24 protein-coding genes are annotated in these 24,661 nt (G+C 42.5%); 15 read left to right on the top strand and 9 right to left on the bottom strand.

Features of this window, described 5'->3' with window-relative positions; all coding sequences use genetic code 11:
• Window positions 1-109: 109 nt before the first annotated feature.
• The 4 genes from AC1XUD_RS22900 to AC1XUD_RS22885 all read left to right on the top strand — a co-directional run bounded on the left by AC1XUD_RS22900 (window position 110) and on the right by AC1XUD_RS22885 (window position 4,690).
• Window positions 110-1,816, top strand: coding sequence for a S41 family peptidase (locus tag AC1XUD_RS22900; RefSeq protein WP_483363360.1), 1,707 nt, complete (start codon window positions 110-112; stop codon window positions 1,814-1,816).
• A gap of 69 nt (window positions 1,817-1,885) precedes the next feature.
• Window positions 1,886-2,638 (top strand): SDR family NAD(P)-dependent oxidoreductase, encoded by a 753-nt coding sequence (locus AC1XUD_RS22895; RefSeq protein WP_483363359.1) that lies wholly within the window; start codon window positions 1,886-1,888, stop codon window positions 2,636-2,638.
• A gap of 101 nt (window positions 2,639-2,739) precedes the next feature.
• Complete coding sequence (locus AC1XUD_RS22890; protein ID WP_483363358.1) at window positions 2,740-3,393, top strand: FadR/GntR family transcriptional regulator; 654 nt, start codon at window positions 2,740-2,742, stop codon at window positions 3,391-3,393.
• A 76-nt stretch (window positions 3,394-3,469) separates the two neighbouring features.
• Window positions 3,470-4,690: an MFS transporter gene (locus AC1XUD_RS22885; protein ID WP_483363357.1), complete on the top strand. Its 1,221-nt coding sequence runs from the start codon at window positions 3,470-3,472 to the stop codon at window positions 4,688-4,690.
• 20 nt (window positions 4,691-4,710) lie between these two features.
• On the opposite strand, the gene AC1XUD_RS22880 is transcribed toward AC1XUD_RS22885, so the two are convergent.
• From AC1XUD_RS22880 to AC1XUD_RS22870, 3 genes are all read right to left on the bottom strand, one after another.
• Window positions 4,711-5,388: a peptidoglycan DD-metalloendopeptidase family protein gene (locus AC1XUD_RS22880; RefSeq protein WP_483363356.1), complete on the bottom strand. Its 678-nt coding sequence runs from the start codon at window positions 5,386-5,388 to the stop codon at window positions 4,711-4,713.
• A 57-nt stretch (window positions 5,389-5,445) separates the two neighbouring features.
• Window positions 5,446-7,998: a zinc-dependent metalloprotease gene (locus AC1XUD_RS22875; protein WP_483363355.1), complete on the bottom strand. Its 2,553-nt coding sequence runs from the start codon at window positions 7,996-7,998 to the stop codon at window positions 5,446-5,448.
• A 155-nt stretch (window positions 7,999-8,153) separates the two neighbouring features.
• Complete coding sequence (locus AC1XUD_RS22870; RefSeq protein WP_483363354.1) at window positions 8,154-9,089, bottom strand: Ppx/GppA phosphatase family protein; 936 nt, start codon at window positions 9,087-9,089, stop codon at window positions 8,154-8,156.
• Between the two features lie 154 nt (window positions 9,090-9,243).
• Between AC1XUD_RS22870 and rpsU the strand changes: the two genes are divergently transcribed.
• From rpsU to AC1XUD_RS22840, 6 genes are all read left to right on the top strand, one after another.
• The gene (gene rpsU, locus AC1XUD_RS22865) at window positions 9,244-9,438 is read left to right on the top strand and encodes a 30S ribosomal protein S21 (RefSeq protein WP_483363353.1); all 195 of its coding nucleotides are present in this window, start codon (window positions 9,244-9,246) and stop codon (window positions 9,436-9,438) included.
• 109 nt (window positions 9,439-9,547) lie between these two features.
• On the top strand, window positions 9,548-10,420 hold the full coding sequence (locus AC1XUD_RS22860) for a tyrosine-type recombinase/integrase (RefSeq protein ID WP_483363352.1): 873 nt from the start codon (window positions 9,548-9,550) through the stop codon (window positions 10,418-10,420).
• 66 nt (window positions 10,421-10,486) lie between these two features.
• On the top strand, window positions 10,487-13,072 hold the full coding sequence (locus AC1XUD_RS22855) for a phosphoenolpyruvate carboxylase (RefSeq protein ID WP_483363351.1): 2,586 nt from the start codon (window positions 10,487-10,489) through the stop codon (window positions 13,070-13,072).
• 188 nt (window positions 13,073-13,260) lie between these two features.
• Complete coding sequence (locus AC1XUD_RS22850) at window positions 13,261-13,695, top strand: MarR family winged helix-turn-helix transcriptional regulator (protein ID WP_483363350.1); 435 nt, start codon at window positions 13,261-13,263, stop codon at window positions 13,693-13,695.
• 266 nt (window positions 13,696-13,961) lie between these two features.
• Entirely contained in the window at window positions 13,962-14,693 is a 732-nt protein-coding gene (locus tag AC1XUD_RS22845; RefSeq protein WP_483363349.1) for an SIMPL domain-containing protein, read from the top strand.
• Window positions 14,694-14,795: 102 nt separating this feature from the next.
• Entirely contained in the window at window positions 14,796-15,122 is a 327-nt protein-coding gene (locus AC1XUD_RS22840; RefSeq protein WP_483363348.1) for a YtxH domain-containing protein, read from the top strand.
• 89 nt (window positions 15,123-15,211) lie between these two features.
• Here AC1XUD_RS22840 and nudK read toward each other — a convergent pair whose 3' ends face one another.
• Window positions 15,212-15,796: a GDP-mannose pyrophosphatase NudK gene (gene nudK, locus AC1XUD_RS22835; RefSeq protein ID WP_483363347.1), complete on the bottom strand. Its 585-nt coding sequence runs from the start codon at window positions 15,794-15,796 to the stop codon at window positions 15,212-15,214.
• Between the two features lie 56 nt (window positions 15,797-15,852).
• Here nudK and AC1XUD_RS22830 point away from each other — a divergent pair, with 56 nt between their 5' ends.
• Together AC1XUD_RS22830 and AC1XUD_RS22825 are read left to right on the top strand one after the other, a co-directional pair.
• Window positions 15,853-16,602, top strand: a complete 750-nt coding sequence (locus AC1XUD_RS22830) for a DeoR/GlpR family DNA-binding transcription regulator (RefSeq protein WP_483363346.1) — start codon at window positions 15,853-15,855, stop codon at window positions 16,600-16,602.
• Window positions 16,603-16,619: 17 nt separating this feature from the next.
• Window positions 16,620-17,123 (top strand): cupin domain-containing protein, encoded by a 504-nt coding sequence (locus AC1XUD_RS22825; protein ID WP_483363345.1) that lies wholly within the window; start codon window positions 16,620-16,622, stop codon window positions 17,121-17,123.
• 23 nt (window positions 17,124-17,146) lie between these two features.
• On the opposite strand, the gene ggt is transcribed toward AC1XUD_RS22825, so the two are convergent.
• Complete coding sequence (gene ggt, locus AC1XUD_RS22820) at window positions 17,147-18,913, bottom strand: gamma-glutamyltransferase (RefSeq protein WP_483363344.1); 1,767 nt, start codon at window positions 18,911-18,913, stop codon at window positions 17,147-17,149.
• A 362-nt stretch (window positions 18,914-19,275) separates the two neighbouring features.
• Here ggt and AC1XUD_RS22815 point away from each other — a divergent pair, with 362 nt between their 5' ends.
• The gene (locus tag AC1XUD_RS22815; RefSeq protein WP_483363343.1) at window positions 19,276-20,517 is read left to right on the top strand and encodes an ABC transporter permease; all 1,242 of its coding nucleotides are present in this window, start codon (window positions 19,276-19,278) and stop codon (window positions 20,515-20,517) included.
• A 67-nt stretch (window positions 20,518-20,584) separates the two neighbouring features.
• Window positions 20,585-21,034 carry a hypothetical protein gene (locus AC1XUD_RS22810; protein WP_483363342.1) on the top strand — a complete coding sequence of 150 codons (450 nt, stop codon included), beginning with the start codon at window positions 20,585-20,587 and terminating at the stop codon, window positions 21,032-21,034.
• Between the two features lie 59 nt (window positions 21,035-21,093).
• Here the strand turns inward: AC1XUD_RS22810 and AC1XUD_RS22805 are convergent, their stop codons facing one another.
• Together AC1XUD_RS22805 and AC1XUD_RS22800 are read right to left on the bottom strand one after the other, a co-directional pair.
• Window positions 21,094-21,429 carry a translation initiation factor gene (locus AC1XUD_RS22805; protein WP_483363341.1) on the bottom strand — a complete coding sequence of 112 codons (336 nt, stop codon included), beginning with the start codon at window positions 21,427-21,429 and terminating at the stop codon, window positions 21,094-21,096.
• 24 nt (window positions 21,430-21,453) lie between these two features.
• Entirely contained in the window at window positions 21,454-22,332 is an 879-nt protein-coding gene (locus tag AC1XUD_RS22800; protein ID WP_483363340.1) for a diacylglycerol/lipid kinase family protein, read from the bottom strand.
• A gap of 219 nt (window positions 22,333-22,551) precedes the next feature.
• Here AC1XUD_RS22800 and AC1XUD_RS22795 point away from each other — a divergent pair, with 219 nt between their 5' ends.
• Complete coding sequence (locus AC1XUD_RS22795) at window positions 22,552-22,986, top strand: YybH family protein (RefSeq protein WP_483363339.1); 435 nt, start codon at window positions 22,552-22,554, stop codon at window positions 22,984-22,986.
• A gap of 68 nt (window positions 22,987-23,054) precedes the next feature.
• On the opposite strand, the gene AC1XUD_RS22790 is transcribed toward AC1XUD_RS22795, so the two are convergent.
• The gene (locus tag AC1XUD_RS22790) at window positions 23,055-23,531 is read right to left on the bottom strand and encodes a hypothetical protein (protein ID WP_483363338.1); all 477 of its coding nucleotides are present in this window, start codon (window positions 23,529-23,531) and stop codon (window positions 23,055-23,057) included.
• Window positions 23,532-23,617: 86 nt separating this feature from the next.
• Window positions 23,618-24,622, bottom strand: a complete 1,005-nt coding sequence (meaB, locus tag AC1XUD_RS22785) for a methylmalonyl Co-A mutase-associated GTPase MeaB (protein ID WP_483363337.1) — start codon at window positions 24,620-24,622, stop codon at window positions 23,618-23,620.
• Between the last annotated feature and the right edge of the window lie 39 nt (window positions 24,623-24,661).

Here is a 24,661-nt window from a genome sequence, read left to right as displayed (position 1 = left end):
TGTGGACAAGCCATTGTTGTGTATTTTTAGGAATTGAGGAAATGTGAACAGCCTTCTTGGCGTTATTTCTCTGGTTATCAATAGAACTTCGACCTTAACAGATATATAAATGAACAAAGACAGCTCCGGGAATCCGATAAAAAATTCGCCTTCGGTGGTGCGCTTACCGATCATTATCGGGATTACACTATCGGCCGGTATGCTGATAGGCAGTACTTTTTTTAGCGGTGGGAAAAAATTAACAGATGTGGCAAAAGGATATGCCAAATTCAGGGAAGTGCTGATGCTGGTTGAAAACAATTATGTCGATTCAGTCAACACAGATGAATTGGTGGATTTTTCGATCACCAAAATGCTGGAAAAGCTGGACCCTCACACTGCATACTTTAACGCAGAAGAAGCTATTGCAGCGAGGTCCCAGCTAGAATCCGGCTTTGACGGCATTGGTGTTGAATTCAATATATATAATGATACGGTATATGTCGTAACTCCTTTAAGCGGAGGGCCTTCTGAGGCGGCTGGTATAGTGAGTGGAGACCGTATAATCAAGGTTAATAAGGAAAATCTATCTGGCCCTGGTGTTACTAATGCGCAGGTATACAAGTTGTTGCGGGGAAAAAGGGGGTCAAAGGTCGATCTGAGTATAGAACGCGTAGGCTTGAAAGACAAGATGGATTTTACGGTTGTTCGCGACCGGATTCCTACGTATTCGGTAGATGCAGCCTATATGGTTGATGGAGAGATTGGGTATATCAAAGTAAGTCGGTTCTCCGAAACAACATTTGAAGAATTCAAATCCGCTTTAAAAACGCTGAAAGCGAATGGTTTGGAAAAACTGATTTTGGATCTTCGTGGAAACCCTGGGGGGTATATGGAGAGAGCTACTGCTATGGCTGACGAGTTTATTTCAGGGGATAAATTGTTGGTATATACTGAGGGAAAAGATAGCCGCTTTGACCGTAAAACACGGGCACATGTAGAAGGAAATTTTGAAAAAGGTCCTGTGATCGTATTGGTGGATGAAGGAAGTGCTTCTGCTTCGGAAATTCTTGCTGGTGCTTTGCAGGATCACGACCGCGCACTGGTGGTGGGTAGAAGATCGTATGGAAAGGGACTCGTTCAAATGCCAATCAAACTCAATGATGGTTCTGAGCTACGTCTGACAATTTCGAGATATTACACACCGAGCGGAAGGAGTATTCAAAAACCATATGAACTTGGAAAAGGCGAAGATTATAGCCAGGATTTGTCGCACCGATATGATAGCGGCGAGTTGTTCAATGCGGACAGTATTAAGTTTGACAAGACCAAAACTTACAAAACCGACGGAGGAAGAATAGTATATGGCGGAGGTGGGATTACACCGGATATTTTCGTGCCGCGTGATACGCTGATGAATAGCAAATATCTTTTTGAATTATATTCGAAAAATATCATCCGGGAATATGCACTCCGGTATGCCAATGAGAATCAGAAGAAATTGGAGAAAATGAGCTTCCCTGAATACCTGAAGTCGTTTGAAATGACGGACGCAATGATGCATGAAATGGTGAAGGACGCGTCAAAAGCAGGTATAAAACCAAATGAAAAAGAGCTCAGTCACTCAAAGAGTCTAATCGTGGCGCAAACGAAGGCGGTGATCGGGCGATATATCTGGGGAAGGAAACAAAAGGGTGGATTGAACAATGAAGTATATCAGGTACTCAATCCGACAGACAACGTTTTCGTTCATGCCGTTAAGCTTTTTGGCCCGGCCTCGGAACTTGAAGCGGGTAATTTTAGCAGTCTGAATACGGTGAAAGGGAAAAAAGAATAGAAGGAGAGGGGCGAACAGAGGAAGGGACGAAGGGGATTCGGTTCCGTTTTTAATTACAATTTAGAATAAATGTCTCGCATTGCACTTATTACAGGGGCTACTTCCGGTATTGGAAAAGCCACGGCAGAAGTTTTCGCTGAAAATGGTATTGATCTGATTATATGTGGTCGTCGGCAGGAAAGGCTGGACGAAATAGCTACCGAGCTTTCTAAAAAGGTAAAAGTAACCACATTGCTTTTTGATGTGAGAGATAAAAGTGCCGTGCTGGGTATGATCAATTCGCTTTCCGACGAATGGAAAAACATTGATATTCTCGTTAATAATGCAGGTAATGCGCATGGAATGGGGTCATTGGATGAAGGCGATCCGGACGACTGGGACGCAATGATTGATGGCAATGTAAAAGGGCTTCTATACGTTTCGAAAGCGGTTATTCCATTACTTTTGGAAAGAGGCAAAGGACATATCGTGAATATCAGTTCAATCGCCGGAAAGCAAACGTATGTGAACGGTGCGGTATATTGTGCATCCAAAGCTGCGGTGGAAGTACTAAGTGAAGGAATGCGACTGGAGCTCACGCAGCATGGCATCAAGGTGACAAATGTGGCGCCCGGTGCAGTAGAAACGGAGTTTTCACTGGTACGTTTCAAAGGTGACGAGGCAAGGGCTGAGAAAGTTTATCAGGGATTTGATCCGCTCCAAGCCGTTGACATCGCTGATGCGATATGGTATGCAGTAAACGCGCCTTCAAGGGTGACCATTGCGGACATTACAATCCTGGCGGGAGCTCAATCGGCCGCAACTACGATTCACAGAAAATAATGTATTGACAGTCAGAATAAAAATGTTCCGGTCAGATTATGACCGGAACATTTTTTATTACTACTTTTGAAACATCAGATGATATGATGAATTGATTTGAAATGATAAAAAGGCAGAATCTGGCGGATGAAGTAGTGAATTTACTTAAACAAAAAATCACAGATGGCGAATTTGAGGTAGGTCAAAAACTGCCAACAGAGCCTGAATTGATGGAATTATTTGGCGTTGGACGATCAACGGTACGAGAAGCCGTCCGTAATCTTTCGCATATGGGTTTGGTACGGGTGCAGCAAGGTTTAGGAACATTTGTTGAAAAACAAAAGGATGAATCTGAATCATTGTCTGATCGGCTATTGAGAGCAAAAGGATTGGAGCTAAATGAAATTCGCCAGTTGCTGGAACTGAAAATCGCAGAGAAAGCAGCGTTAAACCGCACCGACGAAGATATTGTTACTATGCAGCATTATTTGGCCGAGCGTCAGAAAATGGCTTTAGCGCATATTCCGCACAAATGTATCCAGGCTGATATCAATTTTCACCTCACGATCGCGAAGGCATCCAAGAGTGAAGTATTGCTCGATTTGTACAAAACCATTGCGCAGCATATGCAGGCATATTTTCTCGAATTATTTATTGATACCGAGAAATTTATACAAACTCAGGATTGGCATCAGTCTCTTTTACAGAGTATTATAGATAAAAATTCACAAAAGGCCTGGGAGTGGGCTGCAAAAATTACAGGACAACCCCTGTGAGCTGTTAGTTGAAAAAAACCGCTGCGAACCTCAGCGAAATACTCCCTTTAACACTGCGTTTAAAAAATCAAAGTTTATGAAAACCGTCCAGGAAGAAGCTCAAAACACCCTAACTGCACAGCAAACCGTATTTCCCATTCTCATCGCGTTGAGTCTTTCTCATTTGCTGAATGACACACTTCAGTCATTGATCCCATCGATTTACCCGATGGTAAAGGACTCATTTCATCTCACTTTTTCGCAAATTGGATTAATCACTTTTACGTTTCAGGTGAGCGCGTCCATATTACAGCCATTGGTTGGGATTTTTACCGACAAACGACCACAGCCTTATGCCCTCGCAATCGGTATGTGTTTTACTATGATCGGTTTAATAACGCTTTCGATGGCCAGCAGCTTCCATATTGTTTTGGTTTCAGTAGGTCTGATTGGTATCGGTTCTGCAGTTTTTCATCCAGAGGCATCCCGTGTTGCCCGCATGGCATCTGGCGGTCGTCATGGGATGGCGCAGTCGTTGTTTCAGGTGGGTGGTAATGCGGGAAGTTCATTGGGACCGCTTTTGGCTGCATTGATATTGCTGCCATACGGACGCGAGCAAATCGTTTGGTTTTCTATAGTTGCCCTGATTGCCATTGCGATTTTGTCCTGGGTGGGAACCTGGTATAAAAACAATATGAGGGTATCGATCAAAAAATCAGCCATTCATTCGGAACACTCCAGTCATTTAACAAAAGGGAAAATCGGGATGTCGATCGCTATCCTTTTGTTGTTGATTTTTTCAAAGTACATATATATGGCCAGCTTGTCCAGCTATTTTACTTTTTACCTGATCGATAAGTTTGGAGTTTCAATTCAGAGTTCGCAAATGTATTTGTTTGCTTTCCTTTTCGCAGTGGCCGCAGGCACATTTATTGGTGGGCCTGTCGGTGATCGGATCGGTCGTAAATATGTGATCTGGATTTCGATATTGGGCGTAGCTCCCTTTGCGTTGCTTTTGCCTTATGTCAATTTGTTTTGGACCGGAGTATTGAGCGTTGTTATCGGCTTAATATTGTCTTCTGCGTTTTCTGCGATATTGGTATATGCCCAGGAGCTCATTCCCGGGAAGGTCGGGATGATATCCGGATTATTTTTTGGGTTTGCATTCGGAATCGGCGGTATCGGATCGGCTTTGCTGGGTAATCTCGCGGATAAAACCAGCATTGAATATGTGTTTTCGATATGCTCGTTTTTGCCATTGATCGGATTGCTCACTGGCTTTTTACCCAATCTTGAAACTGCGAAAAAAGCAAATTAACGCTAGCGAAAGTTTAGTGATTATTTTAATTCGTCAATTCTGAGAATGAGATTCGGGTCCGGGCATATCGCCAGATAATGATCCATATCCTGCTCGCTGCATACGCCCGGGAAGTCGCCGTCATATGAGCCGATGTCTGTAATGAGTTGAAAATGAAGGTGTGAAGGCCAGTCGCCGTTCTCGGGGAAATTACCTATCTCGGCAATTTTTTCACCCGCTGTAAATAGTTTTCCGGGATATAGTCCATCCACCGATGAGAGGGATAAATGGCCGTATAAAGTGTAAAAGTTAAATCCGCTAAGGTGATGGCGCAGTATGATCGTGGGGCCGTAATCGCCATCGCGGTCGTTGAAGGCATAGCTGTGAACGATCCCCTTTAAGGGAGCATGAACGGCCTCGCCAGCTTTGGCCCAGATATCTATACCGAGATGGATATTTCTTGCCGTACTATTGGCTCCAAAATGCTCACGCGTGCGATATATGACACGGTTTTCGAGATATCCACCCACGCCGATAGTCTGTCCGCCGGACAATAGCTCATCAAAAATGTATTTTGAGAAAGTGGAAGTTTCTGCAAAATTCCGGCTTGACAAATCGAGGTTGTTTGACGAAAAATCAAGCTTTCTGAATGGTTTTGAGTTGGCAATAACGCTCGTAAAGTGAGCGTGGTTGTTCAGTGCCTGGCGGAAGTTTGACATCGTTGAGTTTTGTAAAACGGACGGATTCGGTTTCAGGCCAAACCCGTCCGAGTATGGTTATTTTGGATCTAAAGCAACCTGAATTCTTTTTTGCAAATCCTGTAAATGGTATTTGCTTACCTTATCAGTGGTTCGCGGAATAGCGGCCTGAATTCCTGATTTGATACCTTCCAAATGAGCGCGCGCAATAGACGGCAAATCCGTCTTGTCCAATTCCACAGATCTGTTGGTATAGCCATAGGTTACGCCAACCGGTATGGCCATCACCGTTGCTTTCCCCGGATTAAGCAATCCGATCAATTTCTCTGCATATACTTTCTGCAGATTTCTTCTGTAAATTTCAATCGAGCTGCTGGCCTTTAATTCACTCCATATACCCGTTTCCAGATCCGTAAAAAGATCGTCAAGAGTGTAATTCTTCGACGATAATCCTGTTTCCATTAGTCTCACAGTTCTGTCACCCGAAAACAAGGCTGTTAATGCATATTCCTGCAAAGATTTAATGGCTTCAACACCAGACTCAGGTTTGATCCTGCTCAATACATTTTGATCAGCAAGCCATGTCGGCGTTTTGAAAAGTTGTGCATTTAAAAAGCTAACCGCCTCTTTCTGAGTCTCTTTCTTTACAACGTCAAAAGTGGCTCCTTCCATATCATATGTAGTCGGAGTATCATAAATTCCACCCACATTTTTGATCACGTGACCCAGGTAGCGACGATATTGGCTAACCACGTTGCCATATAGTTCATCCAGTTCTTTGTACGACTCGCCATCTTCACGGCTCCATTGAATCAGATTAGGAAGGATTCGTTTCAGGTTTTTGATACCATATTCAGAAGCTTTCATGGAATTGTCTCCCAAATCTTCTGTCTGATAGCGGGGATCGTAAGGGCTTATTTCAGTACCAAAATGTAGTCTTGGATTGCTATATGCCGTTTTCGTCCAGCTGCTCAAAGTTGCTTTTTCTTCCAAGCTTGTTTTTGCATCCGGGAAATATGAATATCCCCATTTTATCGCCCACTTATCGTAGTCGCCAATTCTTGGAAAAAGGTTTGTCACTCCGTCTTCAGGTTGCGCTACATAATTGAAACGTGCATAATCCATGATCGACGAAGTATGGCCGTTTTGTTCGACCCAAGTTTTGTCTCTCAGCTTTTCAACCGGGGTGGCAGAGCTCGCACCCATATTATGACGAAGACCCAAGGTATGTCCGATTTCGTGAGAAGAAACGAACCGGACCAACTCACCCATGAGTTGATCATCGAAGTTTTTATTTCTCGCTTTTGGATCCACCGCCGCCGTTTGGATCATATACCAGTTGCGCAATAAACGCATCACGTTGTGATACCAGCCAATATGGCTTTCCAAAATTTCTCCCGTACGCGGATCGTGAACGTTAGGGCCGTACGCATTCTGAATATCGGCTGCGAAATAACGAATTACTGAATATCGCGCATCTTCCAAGCTCATTGTCGAATCCCCCTCCGGCCAGTATTCGCCACGGATAGCATTTTTCCACCCCGCACTTTCAAAAGCTGGCTGCCAGTCGTCGACCCCTGCTTTTAAATATTTGCGCCATTTTTCTGGTGTCGCAGGATCTATATAATAAACGATGGGCTTTTTCGGCTCGATCAATTCTCCTCTTTTCTGTTTCGTAGCGTCTTCTGCATTTTTCGGTTCCAAACGCCACCTTACAGCAAATACTTCATTATCAGACTTTTGAGATTCTTCCCCGAATATCGCATATTGATTTGCAAAGAATCCAACTCTGCTGTCAAACAGCCTTTTACGCATTGGATTAGCTGGCAAAAGTATGAATGAGGTATTAAACTCCATCGTCACCACACCGGCATCAAGCCCGGCCGGCAGATATTGTCCGATCTGCGGAACCGGAGTGGTAGTCAACGCAGGTGGAACCACGGCGAAAGTCTTCACCGTCCTGATTTCTGTATTGATCGGGAAAGAATGGATGGTGGATATGAACGACGATTCTTTCTTAAAGGCGCCGATTTTATGCAGCTGCTTCGTGATTGGATCGAGGGAAAATGTTTGATTATCAGCGTTAAAGAAGTCTGTTACGTCAATAATCGAAGCATTTTTCGCAGAATCTTTTTTGATTGCCTTTATTTCAAATGATCCGATGATAGGATCGGAATTTGAATTCCTAACGGCCTGAAATATAGGTTTGGTGCTGTCCGCACTTGTCATCACCATTGTTACAGATCGAAGCAGGAGATTATTGTCAACCCCTTTTTCCCATCTCAACATTTGTTTGTTGACTTCTTCTCCCCCAAATATCCCACCACCAGCGGCGGTTTTTGAGTAACGTGTCACAGACATCATATCCCTGGAAATCAATGAGTCCGGGATTTCAAAGTACCACTTGTCAGATACTTTGTGAACAGATATCATCCCTTTTTGACTTACAGCGGTTGAGTCTATTACCTCTTTGAAAGCTTTTGGGCCTTTCTTTTTTTCTTCTTTAGGCTTTGGGGCAGCGGCCGTGGTTTCGACTTTATTTTTCTCTTGCTTTTTTTTCTTTTGGGCGAACGCAGGAGTGAGTTGACTCATCCCCAATGTGGCAATGAGCACATAGTAAATTAGCTTCATTTGAATCGATAAAGGTTTAATTAGGCGGAATTATAAAGATTTTATCGATAGAATTCAGAAAATAATGGATAGGCGGTTCGTTCCGACGACTAATGATGCGGATATATTGGGAAAAGTTGCAGCCCCCATGCAAAAATTTCAGAAAAGGCAAAAACCTAATATCCCAGCAAATGCGCCAATATTCCTTCTTTTAATGCGTAGCTGGATACCTGAATTTGTTTAATCCCATAAGTTCGGAGTACATAATCGACCAGACATACCGCAACAACGATCATATCAACCCGCAATTCAATCATGCCCGGAATGGCCATTCGTTCCTGATGGTTCCCCGAAAGTATCAATTCGTAGGATCGGTAGAACTCCTCGATTGGCAGACTAAAGTCAGTCTGGTCACTCGGTGGCAATTGTTGATTGCGATGCTGATAATATATATCTATCAGTGTATCGAAAGTGCCTGATGAGCCAACTAACTTGGAAGGGGCATATTGATGAATAGCATTGGCGAGGGGGATCAGGTTTTCATCAAAATAATTATAAAGTCTCTTCCGGTCAGACTCGGATAATGGATCATTTCGCATGAATTTTTCCATCAGCCTTTGGCCGCCGATCTCAAAACTTTGTTTCCAAAGGATATGAGAGTCATTTCCAATGATAAATTCGACGCTGCCGCCGCCGATATCCATTACCAGGGACGGATCGGTTCCAAGAGTTGAGCCATATCGTACACCTTTATATATGTAGCCGGCTTCCTGGTTCCCGTCGATAATCGTGATTTTGATATTGGTATGACGGTGCACGGTATCGCAAAATTGCACCTGATTTTCAGCATTTCTAATCGCACTGGTTCCAAACGCAAAGGTACTATCGTGACTTACCTCATGTTCATCCAGTTTCTGGCGAAAAATCGCAAGCACAGTAAGGGCACGTTCCTGCGCTTCATCGGTAATGATTCTTCTGGAAATACCTCCGGCACCGATCCGGGCCGGACGACTTTCATGAAACAAAGTGCGTATTTGGGTACCTTCTTTCTCGACGATGAGCAAATGAAAAGTGTTTGTTCCTAGGTCGATAATACCCCAGCGGGAATTCATATTTGGTCAGATTATGCGGTGCGGAGCCTTAAAAAGAACACAATATGCAAAAATATCCTAATTTTTAAAGAGTTATCTTGATTTTCTGATAGATATATATTTTCTTTGCAGTCCGAATTCAGAAACCAGTTCAAAAACATTATAATTTACAAGCATGCTTATTATTAACATAAAAGACAACGAATCGATTGATCGCGCTTTGAAGCGTTACAAAAAGAAATTTGAAAGAACTGGAACTATGCGTCAGCTTCGTTCTCGTACAGCTTTCGAAAAACCATCTGTAAGACGTCGTTTCGAAGTTTTGCGTGCAGTATATAAAGAAAAAACTTACGGTCACCTGGAAGATTAATTTCTAAAAGAATTGATTTCTGATGGCAGTTGGAACGGGATAGTTATATCCTTTTCATAAAAAGAAAGAGTTGTCTTTGCGGAGGCAACTCTTTTTTGTATGTTGGTGTATGATTGAAGTTTTTATTGAATTTCTACGTTATGAAAAGCGCGCAAGTGCGCATACAATATTAGCCTACCAAACGGATCTCGAGCAGCTCAGAAAATATCTGTTGTTGCAATATGAAACCGAATCTTTGGAAGGCGCTCAGCCTGCAATGCTTCGATCGTGGGTTGTTTCTTTAATGGAAGAACGAGTTGCTCCCACATCGATCAATCGCAAAATTGCAACTTTGAGGTCGTTTTACTCTTTTCTGCGAAAGAAGAGGCTTATTTCCAAAGATCCCACCAAAGTATTACTATCACTGAAAGCAGGAAAGAAGCTGCCCATGTTCGTGGAGGAAAAATCCATGGAAATGTTGTTTGATGAAATCGGTTTTCCCGATGATTATTTCGGGTTGAGGGATCAGGTTGTTCTTGAAATATTATATGGAACAGGAATACGGCTTGCTGAGTTGCTCGGGTTGACTGTGGCCGACATCAATCCATATTCCAATACCATCAAAGTTTTGGGAAAGGGTTCCAAAGAGCGGATTATTCCGATATCGACTTTGCTCTCAGACCTTTTGAAAAAATACCTGATTCAGAGAGCTCCTGAGGAAACCACCCAGATGTTGATATTGACTGACAAAGGAAAGGAAGCCTACCCGATGTTCATCCAACGTATAGTTAAGAAGTATCTGACGGCAGTCACGACCTTAGCCCAAAGAAGCCCCCATATTTTACGACATACCTATGCCACACACCTTCTGAATCGTGGTGCAGAATTAAATGCAATCAAAGATTTACTAGGTCATGCGAACCTCGCTGCGACCCAAATTTACACACATAATTCAATTGAGAAGCTGAAACAATCGCACCAACAAGCCCACCCAAAGGCTTAAAATTGAATTTTTTAGGTATATTTGTTTTCAGTTGAATTCTACAAAATAAAATTTTGTCACTCCACCATGAGCAATAGTTTCCAGGACGCTGTCGTAACGAAGTACAATATTTTTAACAGCCTTTTTTTGAGTTTGCCCTATCGAGGCGTTTTCCAGACCGGTTCGTTGCTCCCCATTTTGACACAACAAAGTGAGGTGGGATTTCAGGAAGGTAAGTCTCCCAAGGAAATTATTGAGCACTTTTTCGAAGAGCTTTTAGAAACGGCTTCCCCTAAGGAAAGAACCGATCTGCTTTTTGCATTTATCCAATACATTGAAAGACAGGTAGTATTGTTTGACTCGGTAGAAGACGCTGCTTTTGAACAGACGCATGACCTGACTGGTAAAGGATCCGTGGTATATCTTACGGATCGGATAGAAAGCGAAGCGTTGAAAAAGAAATTGCTGGCGAAGCTGGAAGATTATAGCGTGAGAATTGTTCTCACTGCCCACCCGACTCAGTTCTATTCAGGAAAAGTACTTGGGATCATCAACGACCTGGAAGATGCTATACGTCTGAATGATTTTACAGAGGTAAATCAACTGCTTCTTCAGCTAGGAAAAACGGCCTTTATCAACCACGAAAAACCAACGCCTTTTGACGAGGCGGTAAGTTTGTGCTGGTTTTTGGATAACGTATATTATGATGCAATTCCGAAGATACTTACCAAGTTGATTACTGGCTTGGGTATGAATTTGCACGACTGGAAATACCCGAATCTGTTCAGATTAGGATTCTGGCCAGGAGGTGATAGAGATGGTAATCCGTTTGTCAATCCGGAAACGACTTTGGCTGTGGCTGCACGTTTGCGTGAGACTTTATTAAGAGGATATTATCGTGATATCCGCACTTTGAAAAGAAGACTTACTTTCAAAGGGGTGGACGAGGCTGTAAACCTTGCGGAGCGCAAAATGAACAGTACCATTTTCGGCCCGTTTGAAGAAGGATATGCGAACGCACAGGAGTTGATCGACGAATGTTTAGGTGCGAGAGAGGTTTTGGTGAGTAAGCATCAAGGACTTTTTGTTGAGTTACTCGACGATTTCATTCTGAAACTTAATTTGTTTGGCTTCTTTTTTGCTAGTTTGGATGTTCGTCAGGACAGCCGGAAGCATACTAAGGCTTGGGAGGATATATTGAAAAGGCTCGAAAGGAAAGTGCCCCTTTTGAAATACGCGGATTATGAAAGTTGGGATGAGGATAAGAAAATAGATCTGTTGCTCTCACTCAATATTCCGCTTCGTGATGAGGATTACGAGGATGAAACGACAAAAGATATTTTAGGTTCGATCAGAGCCATTAAGTCTATTCAGGCAAGCAATGGTGAAAAAGGGGCCCACCGTTATGTGATCAGTAACAATACGTCTGCGCTCAATGTGATGCAAGTCGTTGCTTTGGCAAAGAACCTGATTGCTGACGAAAATGGAGTGGTAGCGGTTGACGTGGTTCCGTTGTTTGAAACGGTGGACGATTTGGCGAACGCCCCGGAAATCATGCGGAAGTTGTACTCAAATACTTATTATCGCAACCATCTTGAAAACCGCGCCAACCACCAAACGATTATGGTTGGATTTTCCGACGGAACGAAAGACGGGGGATATCTGAGAGCTAACTGGTCGATTTATACCGCCAAGGAAGAATTGACAAAAGTCTCCAGAGAGTTTGGAATTAAAGTAACCTTTTTCGACGGCCGTGGAGGACCTCCTGCGCGTGGCGGTGGAAACAGCCATAGTTTTTATTCGTCGCTGGGCAAGGATATAGAGGATAAGGAAGTTCAGTTGACGGTTCAGGGTCAGACCATTAGCTCTAATTATGGCACGATCACAACGGCCATGTACAATTTGGAAAGGTTGTTCACGGCAGGTCTTGATAATCACCTTTTCAAAGCGAGCAAGAGAGAGGAAGATCTGAATGAGGATGACAAGGCGTTGATCGAAGAAATGGCTGGATATGCATACGATTCATATCTTGATCTGAAGCGTCACCCGAAATTTGTCAAATATCTGGATAAAAAGACACCGCTACGTTTTTATGGACAAACGAATATTGGCAGCCGTCCAACGAAAAGAGGAAATGCGGATGAAGGACTGAAGTTTGAAGATTTGCGCGCTATTCCTTTTGTAGGTTCGTGGGCTCAGATGAAACAGAATGTTCCCGGCTTCTATGGGTTTGGTTCGGCCATCGCAATAATGGAAAAAGAAGGAAAGAAGGATGCAATCAAAAAGCTTTACAAAAAGTCGCTTTTCTTCCGCACGCTTATTGAGAATTCAATGCAGTCGCTGTCAAAAGCATTTTTCCCTGCAACCGAATATCTAAGAAAAGATCCTGAGTATGTAGAATTTTGGGATAAAATGTATCAGGAGTTCAATCTGACATTGAAAATGCTGTTGGATGTATCGAGTCAGCAAGAGCTGTTGGATAGTAATACGGTGACTAAGGTTTCCATCAAAACAAGAGAAAGGATTGTGTTACCGCTTATTACAATTCAGCAGTACGCTCTACAAATGCTAGCTGAAGATCCCAAGACATTGCCTGTCGACGTGGAGACATATAACCAGTTGATAATGAGGGCAATGTTTGGTATTATTAATGCTGCACGTAATTCGGCATAAGTTTTTTAAATTCATAAAATAATCAGGCCCGGCAAGTAACATTCGCCGGGCCTTTTTTATGCCTTTGAATCAGAAAAATATGTTTGTTGATTTTTCAAGAAAAATTATGCTAAAATATTTAAATATTGTCCTGTTTTTCCAATTAACTTACCGTATAATGTTACCGTACACACAGCCCATTCATTACTATGACCCATATTTCTGACCATCACGCTTACTTTTTCAAAATAGACACCACCATAAAAAAAATCAGAAATATCCTTCAGAAGAACTTTCAAAATGCGGGTCTGGATTTAACTTACGATCAATGGATGCTTATTGATCACATCTATCGGGAGCAGGGAATTAGTCAGAACAGCCTTGCTGAAACAACTTTCAAAGATCCTCCGACGATCACAAGAATTGTTGATTTGCTGGAAAAGAAATTATTAGTTAAGCGTGTTTCATCAATGAGCGATCGTAGAAAGTTTAATTTATTTCTCACAAATGAAGGTGAAAAGTTGCGTTCAAAGGCATATCCCATAGTTGTTGAAATGAGAACCAGCGGTTGGGGAAACCTGAACGAGGAGGATTATGAAAACTTTTTGAGGATCATCGATGTAATTTACAAGAATTACAACTGAATGGACACGGTTTGTTTTGAGCTAAGAGAGTGGTTTCTAACGAGATCGCTCTCTTGGCTGTTTCCAGTTAACATATCTTAACAAAATAGCCACAAGGGAAGGGTAAACCTTTTAGCGAGATTTGTGTCTATAAGGTACTGATGTGCAAAGTTGACCAGCGAAAGAAACATGCAATTAGCCATGAAAAATATTTTAAATTTGTTGATTTTCAAACGGTTAACATCGCGTCAGTCTCACAATTTTAAATTTACAAATTGAATAGTACCATGAAAAAAGAAATGTTATTGACTTCATTATTGGTTGCCGTATTATCGTTTTCTGCCTTTAGTCAGACAAAAGTTACTGAGGTAGTTCCACCGCGGAAAATAGAAGTGACCGGTACGGCAGAAATGGAAGTCGTTCCTGATGAACTGTATTTTGGGATATCGTTAAGAGAATATTTTGAGGACGAGAAAAACCAAAAGGATAAGGTGAATATCAGTACGTTGGAAAAACAACTTGTGAAGGCTATCGCCGATGCCGGGCTTTCAGCAAGCGATCTTTCGTTGAAAGGGGCTGGCGGATACCATAATTATGTGGACAAAAAGAAAAAACCGACGTCGTTTCTGGAGGCGAAACAATATGAGCTCAAAGTAAGCACGCCTGAAAAGCTTGACGTCATTCTTTCAAAGATAGACAGCCGTGGTTTGCAGTATGCCAATATCACGCGGGTGGACCACTCGAAAAGAGATGAGTACAAGAAGCAGGTAAAAATCAACGCGTTGAAGTCCGCGAAGGATAAAGCAGAGTATCTGCTTGTTGCTATTGATGAAAAGTTGGGAAAAGCACTTGAGATTCATGAGTTGGACGACAATGTGTATTATCCTCAACCCATGTATGCAAAAGCCAATATGCGGGCAATGTCAGTTGAGTCAGCCGATGCGGTCACGGAAAGCGATGTTCAGTATCAAAAAATAAAAATCACCTATAAAATGCAGGCTGCTTTTGAGATTAAATAAGTGAAAACCATGTAGTTGGGCGCCTTTAATCCGTTTATCACTTAAACATTTCTTTTCGCGTAAAACATAACTAATTTTAAGAAAACCAAACAGGATAAAGTGATGAGCATTAACGCGAAGCATTTAGCAACATTTATTCTCGGAGCCGCCGCAGGCGTTGCTGCACATAAATATCTGCAAACAGAAGAAGGAGAAAAACTGTTGGAAGATCTGAAATCCAAAGCCAGTGATTTGAAATCGGAAGCGGAGCAGGCAGTGGACAAGGCACCCGAATATTTTGAGGAACTGAAATCGAAGGGTTCAGAAGCACTAAAATCGAACTTTCCCGAAGCTGAAAAATTTCTCAAGGATTTCTTCGACAAAATTAGTGGCGCTCCAAAGACCGATGCATCAGGTAACATAAATATTGATCCGACTCCGGCATCGTGAGGTAGTCTATGGGATGATTGCTTATTGTATGGCTGACCATCGGTTTTCCGACGGTCAGCCATATTTTTTGTTCCTTCAAACAACCCATATCATGCGCTTAGCAGATTGTTGAGCTGCGCATATTGGATGAGCATCACCGTTTTAGCATCTTTGATTTCTCCGGTTTTAAGCATGTTAACTGCCTCCTGGAAAGGTACTTCCATTACTTCAATGTTTTCCTGCTCGGTCTCGCATCCGCCACCAGTGCCTGTTTTCATTGAACTATCATATTCAGCTACAAAAAAATAAAGAATCTCGGTTACGGAGCCTGGAGACATATAGGCTTCGAAGATTTTTTGAACGGATTCTATTTGATATCCGGTCTCTTCTTCAGTTTCACGACGAATGCAGTCTTCTGCGTTGTCCTTGTCCAGTAAACCTGCACAAGCCTCAATAAGCATACCGTTCTCGTTTCCGTTGGTGTAAGTCGGTAGCCTGAATTGTTTTGTGAGAATAACAGTCTGACTGCTTTTGTTGTATAACAATATAGTGGCTCCATTTCCGCGATCATATGCTTCCCGGGACTGTCTTTCCCAACCACCATCTTTTTTGCGATAATCGAAAGTGAATTTTCTTAGGGTATACCAATTGTCGGATAATATCTCCTCGGATACGATATTTACGTTTCCATCCATATTTATGATCGTTTTTGATTGATTATGATTATATTTGAACAAATGTACAGAGAAATATGAATTTTCAACATCGCAAGAATAAAATTCTTCAGCTGGTAAAAGAAAATGAGGAGGTATTGGTAAAAGAAATGGCGGAGGCGACCAGTGCTTCAGAGATCACAATTCGTCGTGATTTGCAGATTCTGGCAGCCGATGGGCTTATATATCGAACGCACGGTGGCGCAATGAGACCCGATATAGTTAAAACGCCGGTCGATTTCGTGAATAAAGTCGCGTCGCGAATATCTGAGAAGGACTATATTTGCGGGCTTGCCTCCAAGTTTATCAAAGAGGGAGATACCATTTTTCTTGATTGTGGCAGTACCGTTTTCCGATTGTGCGGACTGATTAGATCTATGAATATCAGAGTAATTACCAACTCATTACCAGTTGTTCATGAGCTGATGAGTAGCAACGTGCATGTCAATCTGATCGGGGGGGAGTTGGATAAGGCGAGACATGCGGTTCATGGAAAAATGGCTGTGGAGCATATCCAGCGATACAAGGCAGACAAAGCATTTTTAGGTGTTGACGGAATCTCTGCGCTCCACGGGCTGTCTGCCAACAGCGAAAGTGAAGCGGAAATAACACTTGCGATGGCTTCTGCGGCAACGGAAGTCATTCTATTGTGCGATAGCTCAAAAATTGGAAAGGATAAATATCTCCAGTTCGCTGGCCTGGATCTGATCAACACATTGGTTACGAACGAAGTCAATGACTCGGTACGGGATATTGAGAATAAGGGAGTTAATATAGTTTATCAGTAAAAGTGAATACAGACTTTATGAAATCCGCATCCTACTGGGTAGAGAAATACCAACTTCAGCCACATCCTGAAGGAGGTTTTTATGCAGAAACCTATCGCTCGCATGGCACGATCACCAAATCGGCTTTGCCGGCGACATTTTCAGGGGATAGATCCTATTCCACCGGTATATATTTCTTGTTAGAAGAGAAAGATTTCTCAGCTTTTCATAAAATCAAATCGGATGAAATGTGGCATTTCTATGCTGGTGGGGCGCTGGAAGTTTATGTGATATATCCTGAAACAGGGAAACTTGAGGTGATTCGCCTTGGACCGGAGCCGGAAAATGGAGAGGTTTTTCAGGCCGTTGTTCCCGCCGGAACCTGGTTTGGATCTTGTCCTTCGGAGAATGTCAGCTATTCTTTAGTAGGCTGCACCGTTTCGCCAGGCTTTGATTTTGACGATTTTGAAATGGCGGAAAGAGAAAGCTTAGCTAATTCTTTTCCTGAATATAAAGAACTGATTCTCAGACTAACAAGATAATCCGAGAACCAGTTTACAGCGTCTTAATATCCAATACTCGTATCGTCGCCTCGTGGATCGGAGCCTCCTTCCAGCCAACCATCTGGTAAAACCAGAATGCAGTCCATACGGCCTATTGTATTTCTTTGTTTTTCAAGGATATAACCTTTGTCGGTAAGAATTTTGATGGTGTTTTCGGAGAATGCATTTGCTTCGAAAGTCGTTTTGTCCGGCAGCCATTGGTGATGGAATTTCAGTGCATTTACGGCTTGCTGCATTGTCATCCCATGCTCCAGCACATTCAGAACTGTTTGATAAACAGATGTAATAATCGTTGATCCGCCAGGCGTACCAACCACCATTAGTAGTTTGCCATCTTTTTCAATAATTGTCGGCGTCATGGAGGAAAGCATTCGTTTTCCGGGAGCAACCGCGTTGGCCTTATTTCCGATCAAACCGTACATATTCGGAGTGCCTGGCTTGATACTAAAATCATCCATTTCATTGTTCATAAAATAACCACCCCCTTTTATAACCACCGCACTGCCATAACCTCCATTCAGAGTCGTAGTAACAGAAACGGCATTGCCTTCTTTGTCCACTACCGAAAAGTGGGTCGTTTCTAAGCTTTCATACCCAGGAACTTCACCTCCGTTAATCGTCTTGCTATCAGTCGCTTTCGTCCAATCGAAATCTTTCCACCGACTTTGCAGATACTCCTTGCTCATCAAGGTCGACATCGGAATTTTGACAAAATCGGGATCACCTAAAAACTTCGCTCTGTCGGCATATACCCTTCTTTCCGCTTCGATCATCGTTTGTATCGTTGAATCGCTGTGCCAGCCCCACTTTCTGAGCGGAAACGCTTCCACCAGGCGCATCAATTGAACCAATGCAATACCACCGCTCGAAGGCGGAGCCATGGTAATTACTTTATATTCCTTATAATTCTCGGAAATCGTTTCACGCCATTGGGCATGATATGCCGCCAAATCTTCTTTGCTGATGATACCTTCTTTATTTTTATTGATATCCTTCACCAGCTTCTTCGCCACTTTTCCACTATAAAATCCGTCACGACCTTTTTTCTGAATCCGTTTTAGTACTTTTCCCAAATCTCTCTGAACCAGCAAATCGCCTGCAACCCAATTAGCTCCGTCGGCTTTTTGGAAATATTTTGTACCCGGATTTACAGCGAGCATATCTTTCTTTATCGCGTTCAAACCGCGAGCTTCTCGCTCCGTCTGTACAACTCCCTTGACAGCAAGGTCAATAGCAGGCTGGATCAAATCCTTCCAGGGTAATTTTCCATATTTTTTATGCGCTTCGACCATTCCGTCAACTGATCCTGGTACTCCCGAGGCCAGTCGTCCCAGTGTACTGGCGTCAGGAATAATATTTCCATCTTTGTCGAGGTACATATCCGCATGGCCTTTAGAAGGAGCTTTCTCCCGGAAGTCGATACTATAACTTTTTCCTGATTTTTCGCGAAGTACCAAAAAACCGCCACCACCGATATTTCCGGCAGAAGGGTGAACTACTGCTAAGGCGAATTGAACAGCTACTGCGGCATCAACGGCATTTCCACCAGCCTTCAAGATATCGACACCGACCTGAGATGCAACCGGATGGGCTGTGGCAACCATCCCATTTTGAGCAATAACACCTTTTTTGTCGGTTATAAAAGCCTTTTGATTTGGGTCGTCAGACAAAAACTGATAGAATCCGGACGATTCTTTCACGGGTTGCTGAGCGTGGGATAAGCCGCAGGCGAGTGACAGGGATAAAATAAGCAGGTAATTCTTTTTCATCTTAAAAATAGTTAATGTCAGACAGGTCAGTGGGATAATAAAAGCGGTTTTCGAAGTAGGTCGTAAAGCACTGAAAATGCGCTTTTTATCACAATATCGACTTAGTTTTCGGAACGCACTTCGATTATAACCACCTATTTCTGATTAGTTATAGGAGTTGGAAACTCAATATATAAATTCCTGACAAGACCTGTATACGAAAATGGATTTGTTCAATTTTTCCTGACTATTATATAGTCGAATAACGTAGAGGCGCAATTCATATCGGTTTCGTGCCTTTTGTACCAATTTATTTTTCATAAGGTAATATTCATCTTACCTTTTACAACGGTTTCCGAACTTCAACCATTGACAGCATTGAAATGAAAACAGTAAGGCAGATATACGAGAGTTTTCGGTTTGCATGGCAAGCGCTGAAATCCAATATTACGCGTACAACGCTTTCTCTTCTGGGCGTAACTGTCGGTATATTTGCCATCGTTGCCGTTTTTACGATTGTCGATTCGCTGGAAAAAAATATACGCGAGAGCCTTAAATCCATTGGAGAAGATGTGTTCTACGTTCAAAAATGGCCATGGGGATTTGGGGGTGAATATCAGTGGTGGAAATACTTTCAATGGCCGAGTCCTTCAAATGCTGAATACAAATTTCTGCACGATAACTTAGAAAAAGCCAGTGCAGTTGCAGTAATGGATTTCAGAGGAAATATTACGTTGAAAAACGGTTCCAATAGTATCCAGGCACTTATTCAGGGGGTGTCATTTGAATATGATCAGATTTCGGAAGTCCCGATGGCGAATGGTCGCTATTTTATGGAGCAGGAAACAACTAATGGCCGGAATGTTGCAATTATCGGTTGGGATATCGCCGAAGCCTTATTTCCAGGGCAGGATCCGGTTGGTAAAATATTCAAATTGGCGGGACAGAAGTTTACTGTTGTCGGAGTTCAGGAAAGAAAAGGGGAAAGTTTGGTGGATTTTGGGGGGAATCCAGACAAGAAATGTCTGATCACTTATGGCTCGTTTGCCAAAATGTTTCAATCAGGGCGCCCGGATCCTGATATAGTGGTTAAAGGTTTTCCGGATGATGAAGGTCTGAAGGAAGTTGAGGCGGAGGTTGTGGGTCTAATGCGTTCAAAACGTGGAATTAAACCCAGAGAAGAAAGCAACTTCTCAATCAACCGGCCTGAAGCTGCCGCCGAGGCACTTTCTCAAATGTTCGCCGTTCTTACACTTGCTGGATGGGTGATCGGTAGCTTTTCTATTTTAGTGGGAGGCTTCGGTATTGCCAATATCATGTTCGTGTCGGTAAAAGAGCGAACGAATCTGATTGGAATTCAGAAATCGCTTGGGGCAAAAAACTATTCGATCCTGTTTCAATTTCTTTTTGAGGCTGTTATGCTCAGTCTTGTCGGTGGGCTTGTTGGTATACTTCTGGTATACTCGTTGAGCTTTATGCAGTTAGGAACGCTCAAGATCGTTATGCTGCCGAGTAATATTCTTCTTGGGCTCGGTGTTTCCTGTACGATTGGTGTCATTTCCGGGATCGTTCCAGCGATGATTGCGGCCAAAATGGATCCGGTAATTGCGATACGCGCCAAATAATTTTCTAGGAAAAATCAATCCGTTTCACGAAGTTAGCTGTCATAACCAAGTCATTATATTACATACTATGCGCAAATGGACTTTTCTCTTCATATTCCTGGCTATCGTCTTCGGGATATTATATTATATCACCTTCGGATACTACAGTGAGGGAAAGCGGGGGGGATACGTAAATAAAATAAGTAAAAAGGGTTACCTCTTTAAAACTTATGAGGGCGAACTAAGAACCGGTGGACTATTTGAAGGAGATGGCTCCATGAATACCACGGAGTGGCCTTTTTCTGTAAGTACCAGCAACAAGGAAGCAATTGCTAAACTGGAAGATGCGATCAAAAACGGCTCACGCGTCTCGCTTACTTATGAGGAAAAGTTTTTCACCCTGAGTTGGGTTGGAGAGACGAAATACTTTGTCACGGAGGTTGAGGTTTTAGACAACAAGAGAAATAATTTCCCGATCCAGCCACCTGCAGAAACATTGCCAGCACCGACTGAAATAGATACTACCAAGGTATTATAGGGTTCAATATACAATTGAAATCTGGAGGAGATGATCATCGATCATCTCCTTTTTTAGGCCTATCCTCCGGCTTTTTTTGCTTTATATCCTTTGGTAGTCAGCCAGTTAATCACTTTGTCGCGGTGGTCACCTTGAATTTGTACCTCCCCGTCTTTTACTGTTCCGCCGCTTCCGCAGGTATTTTTCAAAAGTTTACCCAGCGATTCCAGATCAGCCTCTGTTCCTACGAAACCCTTCACAGCAGTGGTAACTTTCCCACCGCCTTTACGTTCCAGCCATATCCTCAGGTCTTGCTGATTTGGTGCTAATGTTTCAGCCTCCGAATCGTTACCATCGGTATATTCAAAATCGGGATTGGTTGAATATATAATTCCCGAACGGTTTTTCTTTGACATAACTTTTAAGGTTTTGGATTGATATTAGAGGATCACCTTCAAGCTGGCTGGTATAACCCTGACAGTAAATCGATTGTCTTCCAATTGCAATGGCTCTCCATCGTAATGGACCAATATCTTGTGGTCCGCTTCGATCACAACTTCGGAAGCGCGTTGATAAGATATAAAGTTTGAGTTTTTGAGATTTTTGGTAAAAAGCCTGTATACAAGGGATGCTCCAAACCACTTTGGGAAAGTCTGGATAGTACAAACATCCAGTTTGCCGTCCTGTAAACTTGCCTCAGGAGCAATCCAGGCATTATTTCCATATTGACCTGCGTTGGCAAAGGTGACTGAAAACACTTCGGTGGTCTTTCCGTTAATTTTATAAGTTTGAGAAAGAAATGACCAGTATGATTTAAAAGAAACGCTCATATATGTTGCGAGTCCTCTGGTATCCTGCTGGCTGAAAAGGCTGCCAACATATGCATCAAAACCCACCCCGGCGGTACAGAAAAATGGGATATCGTTTAACTGCGCGGAATCGATCGTTATTGTTTGACCTTTAAAAAGTCTCTGTAATGATTTTTGAAGATGAAGTGGAATGCCAAGATGCCGCGCCAGGCCGTTTCCAGAGCCAAGGGGCAATATTCCGAGTGGGGTTTCAGTATGAACCAGTCCTGTTGCCACTTCATTTACAGTTCCGTCACCACCGACGGCGACTATTGCTTTCCAGTTTTTTTTGGATAGATTTTGCGCAACAATTTCAGTTGCATGGCCTCTGTGACCGGTGAATAATACTTCAATAGACGCATTGTACTGATCTCCGATTTTTCTGATTTCTTCAACAACAGACTCTGAGTTTTTGCCGATGGAAGTTCCCGAAGTGGGATTGACGATAAACAGGTAATTGGAATTATCCACAATCAGGCAAAAAATAAGAACAGGATGAGAATAAACACAATGATGAAAAGGTAGTATAAACCATCCACAAAGGGATATTTCTGGCGATCCAGCTTTTTGAACAGATTATCAAACATCTTAAATAAAATTTATTCGTAAAAAGAACAATCTGCATTTTGATCAGAGATGTTCCCTTATCTTTAAATAGGAAATATCAGATTACAAAAATCCGGAAAAATTGTGAGAAAAGTTCTACTAACTCTTAGCTTGCTATTGGTTTGTTTCCTAAGCAAGGCGCAGACCAATCAAAATGTTGATGCAATACAAAAGATTCTGGACCAGCAGGTATCAGATTGGAACGAAGGAAGAATCGATGCTTTCATGCATGGTTACTGGAATTCCGATTCTTTGATGTTCGTTGGAAAAAGTGGCGTAACTTATGGATATAAGGCTACGTACGAAAATTATTTAAAGCGATATCCGGACCGAGCAACAATGGGAAAGCTGAAATTTGATGTAATCAGCCTAACTTTTCCGTCAGAAAATGTAGCCTTTGTCGTCGGAAAATTTCACCTTACCCGCCCGGAGAAAGGTGACTTAAGCGGATACTATACCCTGTTGTGGAAAAAAATTAAAGGCAAGTGGCTGATCGTTTGCGATCATACTAGTTCTTAGAAAGATTGAACCTATATAACAAGAGTGCGCCGTATCAATTTGCGCACTCTTGTTATATAGTTATTAGACTATTGCTTTTTAAGCAACAGAACAATGTTTTTAGTACTCGTTGTAGTCAAGTCCGTATCGACGATAATTTTCAGGTCTGTTCCTGAAATACTATACTTGAAACTCTGATTGTTAGATCCGTTTGTAATGATCAGGTTATCAGCGTCTGTTTGCCAGGTTGTTTCTGTGCCCAATGTCAGATAACCCGTTTGCGCCATAAGCGCGATCAATTGCTCACATCCACTGGGAGTAATCTTGTTGTTAGCTGCAAAAGTTAAAACAAGTTGGTTATAACAAGGGGCCACAACGGGAAGAAGAGCGAGAGCAGAAATGGTGTCATTCGGGTTTTCCTGTGTGACAGTGCTCAGTTTCCAGGCGGCAACGATTTCGTTTTTATTTTCAACAACCGGATCATCGTCGTCATCGCTGCAGGAGATGAAAGCAACTGACAAGAACATTGCAAAAAGTAGTAATCCGAGGCCTCTTAGGTGTTTCATGGTTTTGTTATTATAAATGGAACTGCTCAATTTAACGGTAAAAGTGACTGAATGAATATCTTTTTCCAAAAAATATGCCCGAATATTCAGTCTTTGGCACCCGAATATTGGTCAAGAAAAGATTGAACCAGTTTTTGAGCGGCCAACAAAGGGGTATCCAGGCCCTGTTTCAAATTTTGTTCAGTTTCCTGAATATTCGCTTTCATATTCAGGCTGTTGTAGAATTTTTCTACTAAAAGAGTTTCAATATTGTTATGCAGTCGCTCGCTTTGTTGTGAATTGCGATTTTCCAGGAGATATCCATTTATGGTTGAAATGGATTGGAAATCGGTGATTATCTTCCATATCTCCGAAATACCGGATCCAGTTAACGAGGAGCAAGATATGACCTCGGGCTGAAACCCCGAAAATGATTTGGGCATCAATGGCAGGATATTCCTTAATTCTGTTACTGTGTTGGCAACCTTACCAATATTATCCCCATCTGCCTTATTAACAACCAGTAAATCAGCGATTTCCATAATCCCACGTTTAATTCCCTGCATTTCATCACCGGCTCCTGCTATCAAAAGCAGTATGAAAAAATCGGTTATATTCTTAACGACTGCTTCTGATTGACCTACTCCGACGGTTTCAACCATGATATAGTCATATCCCGCAGCCTCACAAAGAACAATAGCCTCAGGCGTGGATCGTGATACTCCACCAAGTATGTTGCCAGCGGGAGTCGGGCGGATGAAGACGTACCGATTTTGGGCCAATTTTTCCATCCGGGTTTTATCAGCCAGAATACTTCCATGAGAAAGGCTGCTAGTTGGATCAATCGCTAATACGGCGAGTTTCTTGCCTTTTTTAAGCACTTCATTTCCCAGTGCCTGTATGAATGTGCTTTTCCCCGCGCCGGGAATTCCGCTTACGCCGATTCTCAAAGAATTACCGCTATGAGGAAGAATCTGGCGGATGAGTTGGTCGGCCAGGACACGATCACTTTCTAATATACTCTCTACCAATGTGATAGCTTTTCCCAGAATTCTACGGTCTCCCGCGAGAATCCCCTGCAAATAGTCATCGACGGAAAGCCTGGTCCTCATATTAACGCTTACTTTGATATTGGTTACAAAAGTTAACAA

The organism is Dyadobacter sp. HNCC25DJ184, from assembly GCF_056895215.1.
Note: the sequence above shows the minus strand (reverse complement) of the source record. Positions and strands in the feature narration are given on the sequence as shown.

What these genes read in the sequence shown, in the direction of transcription:
- AC1XUD_RS22900 (WP_483363360.1), top strand. Translation starts at nt 110, where the DNA reads ATGAACAAAGACAGCTCCGGGAATCCGATAAAAAATTCGCCTTCGGTG.
- AC1XUD_RS22895 (WP_483363359.1), top strand. Translation starts at nt 1,886, where the DNA reads ATGTCTCGCATTGCACTTATTACAGGGGCTACTTCCGGTATTGGAAAA.
- AC1XUD_RS22890 (WP_483363358.1), top strand. Translation starts at nt 2,740, where the DNA reads ATGATAAAAAGGCAGAATCTGGCGGATGAAGTAGTGAATTTACTTAAA.
- AC1XUD_RS22885 (WP_483363357.1), top strand. Translation starts at nt 3,470, where the DNA reads ATGAAAACCGTCCAGGAAGAAGCTCAAAACACCCTAACTGCACAGCAA.
- AC1XUD_RS22880 (WP_483363356.1), bottom strand. Translation starts at nt 5,388, where the DNA reads ATGTCAAACTTCCGCCAGGCACTGAACAACCACGCTCACTTTACGAGC.
- AC1XUD_RS22875 (WP_483363355.1), bottom strand. Translation starts at nt 7,998, where the DNA reads ATGAAGCTAATTTACTATGTGCTCATTGCCACATTGGGGATGAGTCAA.
- AC1XUD_RS22870 (WP_483363354.1), bottom strand. Translation starts at nt 9,089, where the DNA reads ATGAATTCCCGCTGGGGTATTATCGACCTAGGAACAAACACTTTTCAT.
- rpsU (WP_483363353.1), top strand. Translation starts at nt 9,244, where the DNA reads ATGCTTATTATTAACATAAAAGACAACGAATCGATTGATCGCGCTTTG.
- AC1XUD_RS22860 (WP_483363352.1), top strand. Translation starts at nt 9,548, where the DNA reads ATGATTGAAGTTTTTATTGAATTTCTACGTTATGAAAAGCGCGCAAGT.
- AC1XUD_RS22855 (WP_483363351.1), top strand. Translation starts at nt 10,487, where the DNA reads ATGAGCAATAGTTTCCAGGACGCTGTCGTAACGAAGTACAATATTTTT.
- AC1XUD_RS22850 (WP_483363350.1), top strand. Translation starts at nt 13,261, where the DNA reads ATGACCCATATTTCTGACCATCACGCTTACTTTTTCAAAATAGACACC.
- AC1XUD_RS22845 (WP_483363349.1), top strand. Translation starts at nt 13,962, where the DNA reads ATGAAAAAAGAAATGTTATTGACTTCATTATTGGTTGCCGTATTATCG.
- AC1XUD_RS22840 (WP_483363348.1), top strand. Translation starts at nt 14,796, where the DNA reads ATGAGCATTAACGCGAAGCATTTAGCAACATTTATTCTCGGAGCCGCC.
- nudK (WP_483363347.1), bottom strand. Translation starts at nt 15,796, where the DNA reads ATGGATGGAAACGTAAATATCGTATCCGAGGAGATATTATCCGACAAT.
- AC1XUD_RS22830 (WP_483363346.1), top strand. Translation starts at nt 15,853, where the DNA reads ATGAATTTTCAACATCGCAAGAATAAAATTCTTCAGCTGGTAAAAGAA.
- AC1XUD_RS22825 (WP_483363345.1), top strand. Translation starts at nt 16,620, where the DNA reads ATGAAATCCGCATCCTACTGGGTAGAGAAATACCAACTTCAGCCACAT.
- ggt (WP_483363344.1), bottom strand. Translation starts at nt 18,913, where the DNA reads ATGAAAAAGAATTACCTGCTTATTTTATCCCTGTCACTCGCCTGCGGC.
- AC1XUD_RS22815 (WP_483363343.1), top strand. Translation starts at nt 19,276, where the DNA reads ATGAAAACAGTAAGGCAGATATACGAGAGTTTTCGGTTTGCATGGCAA.
- AC1XUD_RS22810 (WP_483363342.1), top strand. Translation starts at nt 20,585, where the DNA reads ATGCGCAAATGGACTTTTCTCTTCATATTCCTGGCTATCGTCTTCGGG.
- AC1XUD_RS22805 (WP_483363341.1), bottom strand. Translation starts at nt 21,429, where the DNA reads ATGTCAAAGAAAAACCGTTCGGGAATTATATATTCAACCAATCCCGAT.
- AC1XUD_RS22790 (WP_483363338.1), bottom strand. Translation starts at nt 23,531, where the DNA reads ATGAAACACCTAAGAGGCCTCGGATTACTACTTTTTGCAATGTTCTTG.
- meaB (WP_483363337.1), bottom strand. Translation starts at nt 24,622, where the DNA reads ATGAGGACCAGGCTTTCCGTCGATGACTATTTGCAGGGGATTCTCGCG.